Annotated in this window: 2 protein-coding genes and 2 pseudogenes; 3 read left to right on the top strand and 1 reads right to left on the bottom strand. The window is 42.1% G+C overall.

Annotated elements, in window-relative coordinates; translation table 11 throughout:
• Positions 1-206, top strand: a pseudogene (locus tag PSE7429_RS25805) (transposase); the annotation flags it as partial.
• Between the two features lie 162 nt (positions 207-368).
• On the opposite strand, the pseudogene PSE7429_RS22300 reads toward PSE7429_RS25805, so the two are convergent.
• A pseudogene (locus PSE7429_RS22300) lies at positions 369-884 on the bottom strand (transposase); the annotation flags it as partial.
• A gap of 385 nt (positions 885-1,269) precedes the next feature.
• Between PSE7429_RS22300 and PSE7429_RS22295 the strand changes: the two are divergent.
• Together PSE7429_RS22295 and cysE are read left to right on the top strand one after the other, a co-directional pair.
• Positions 1,270-1,902 carry a YqiA/YcfP family alpha/beta fold hydrolase gene (locus PSE7429_RS22295; protein WP_009629654.1) on the top strand — a complete coding sequence of 211 codons (633 nt, stop codon included), beginning with the start codon at positions 1,270-1,272 and terminating at the stop codon, positions 1,900-1,902.
• 181 nt (positions 1,903-2,083) lie between these two features.
• Complete coding sequence (gene cysE, locus PSE7429_RS22290) at positions 2,084-2,848, top strand: serine O-acetyltransferase (RefSeq protein WP_040690307.1); 765 nt, start codon at positions 2,084-2,086, stop codon at positions 2,846-2,848.
• Positions 2,849-3,167: the final 319 nt, after the last annotated feature.

The raw sequence follows: 3,167 nt of genomic DNA, 5'->3' as shown, positions 1-3,167 counted from the left end.
CTTGATGTTGGGTTTGATGAAGATGCTTCTCAAGGTTGTCGAGGCTATACTGCTGAAAACTTAGCTGTTATTCGTCATGTTGGCTTAAATTTACTTTCCCGTGACAAAAAACTAAGGTCGGAGTCAAGACTAAACGACTTAAAGCTGGATGGGATGACAACTATCTCAAGCATATACTTAACGCCTTAAACATAGTTTCACCTTAGTCTTCGTTATTTATTCATGAACGTGTGCGGTTGCCCTAGGCTAGTAGACAGTCAAGTCGTTATTGACGGGTAGAGGTGATACAATTGAATGCGAGCATCAGCAGTAGTAAATTGCCAGTTAACTTTACAAGAGAGAGAATTCCTGCAATTTTCCTGTTAGTGTCATGAATTATTCGCGGAAGATCTGCGGTCATGTTTGGCATGATCACGCTCGACAACAAGCCAAAAAACAGTTAAGCAACTCGTTTCATTAGGAAAAGCCCCAATCTCATCAGATTTGGTGCGAAATTCACGAAACAGACGTTCCAAATGATTAGTGGTGCGAATATGATGATGCAAGTCAGCATCAAACTGATAGAAAGAGAAGGTCAACTGAACATCCTTAATAAAAGTGCGAACCGCATCAGGTTCAGTCAATTGCCACTTTTCTTGAAAATCTTGCAAGCGTAGTTGAGCATCAGATTCAAGGTCAGTCTCGTAAATCTTATAAGCATCAGAAATGATTTCAAAACGGCGGTGTTGTTTAGCCTCAGATGGTTTAAGTGGCTGCCCCGTGGAAGTAGATTGGGGTAAATCTGAGTAATTGAGATGACGCTCAATCCCCCTAACTTTGTGAGTGATACAACGTTGTTGTTGAGCGATTGGGAAGCATTTTTGCATCGCCGCAGGTAAACCCAATCCAGGGTAGAGGCGATCGCTTTTTGCTTATTTTTGATGGGAGTGAGCGATCGCTTTGGTGGATAGGCGATCGTTTTTCGAGCTTTAGGCTGCAAAAAATTGGACTGTATAGCTAGCTGTCGCTGTACTAGGACATAAACCCTAGGAATTGACTGGCGGCGCGAAGCGCCGCCAGTCAATTCCTAGGGTTTGATTTGTCCTACGTTAAGTGACTGTAGCTATAAGCTGGAATTTTTAAAATAAACTGATTAAGTAGCTAGGCGTAATTAAATATAAAACTCCAAAGCCTGTAGCACATGAGCAGCGTGTGCTACAGGCTTTGCTTCTGGGTTTTAATTATGCCCAGCTACTTAAATTCAGCTACTTTAATAAATGGATTAAATTGATGAATTATCTCTATTTACATGGTTTTGCCTCTAGTCCTCAGTCCACGAAAGCAAAATATATGCAACAAAAGTTTGCCGAGCATGGGCTGACTCTGCATGTTCCCGATCTCAATCTCACAGATTTTTCATCGGTGACGCTTACGGAGCAATTGGCTCACCTACAGACTTATCTCAACGATGATGAACCGATCGCAGTAATTGGTTCTAGCCTTGGGGGATTTTTGGCAGTACAACTAGCTGCTCAAAACCTATCGGTACAGCAGTTAGTATTATTTGCCCCAGCCTTTGGGTTTAGTCAGAGGATAGCTAAAGCTTTAGGATCAGAAAATGTTAATCGCTGGCAAGAGGAGGGCTTTCGCGAGTTTTATCATTACGGGATGAAGCGTAATGTAAATTTACAATTTAAATTTTTTGCCGATGCCCAGCAATATTCCGAGGAAAAGTTAAGGCGATCGCTACCCATACTGATTTTTCACGGACTTCATGATGAAGTTGTACCAGCGTCTTTAAGTGAAGAATTTGCAAACAGGCGATCGCAAGTTACTTTAAAATTACTAGATGACGACCATGCTCTTGGCAAAGATTTAGAGACTACTTGGCAAGATACAAAGCAATTTTTGACCATTTTCTAACCATTTTCTAAAATTTATGCTGTCGCCAAATCATGGGGCTAGCTGACAACCTATGAAGAGGTATGAATTGCCTATTTTTTAAATAGTCATTCCAAAGGGTAGTTTCATTTGATACAAAATATCCGCTAGGATCTTAAAATCAGCAGTAGAAATAAAAAGGGTTTTAAAACCATTGAAAAATATTATTAAAACACTGCGAGCCGACTTCGCTATCATTTTTGAACGCGACCCTGCTGCGCGTAACTGGCTAGAAGTGCTGCTATGCTACCCCGGTCTTCATGCGATCTGGTTGTACCGCTTTGCCCATTGGCTGCATGGTATGAAGTTGCCAGTGATCCCTCGGATGATCTCCCAGATGGCAAGATTCCTAACGGGCATTGAAATTCATCCAGGCGCAAAGATTGGTAAGGGCTCATTTATCGATCACGGCATGGGTGTAGTAATTGGTGAAACGGCGATTGTTGGTGAATATGTCTTGATCTATCAGGGCGTAACTCTTGGCGGCACTGGTAAGCAATCGGGCAAACGCCACCCAACTTTGGGCGATAACGTGGTAGTTGGTGCTGGAGCAAAGGTTTTAGGTAACATAGAAATCGGTAGTAATTCTCGTATTGGGGCTGGTTCCGTGGTGTTGAAATGTGTTCCCCCCGATTGCACCGTTGTTGGCATTCCTGGACGCATTGTCCATCGTCATGGAGTTAAGGTTTCCGCCCTCGATCATTTTCAGGTACCCGATCCTGAAGGCGATGTAATCCGATCGCTGATCGGTCGTGTTGAGCAATTAGAAAAACATGCCGAAGCCCATACTTTACATCCTCTCAATAACTACATCATCGATTCAGAACTTTTGAAAAATGTCCGACCCAGACATCTTACGCCCTGCGATCGCATTGATCGTTTTGAGCCAGAAGAATACGAAGGCTTTTCTGAAGGTGGAGGAATTTAAACTTAAAATGGGAAAGCCTGTGCTGCGTGGGCGGCACAGGCTTTTATGTATGATTTTTTATGTATGATTTAAAAGTTCTTGCACCAATCTGCCCGAACTTAATTCGTAATAAGTAGCTAAGCATAAGTAAACTTAAAACCTAGAAGAGCATACCGCCCGCGTAGCGGGCGGTATGCTCTCTGGATTGTTTTTAATTATGCTGAACTACTTACCAAATTAAGAAATGGCTATGTCATTTCTTAATTTGAAAACCCTTGCTAGGTTTATTTTTAATTCCCAAAAGTGTTGTTGCACTTTCGTGAATTGGTATAAGTTAATG

This window comes from Pseudanabaena biceps PCC 7429 (assembly GCF_000332215.1).
In the GTDB taxonomy this organism is placed as follows: Bacteria; Cyanobacteriota; Cyanobacteriia; order Pseudanabaenales; family Pseudanabaenaceae; genus Pseudanabaena; species Pseudanabaena biceps.
Note: the sequence above shows the minus strand (reverse complement) of the source record. Positions and strands in the feature narration are given on the sequence as shown.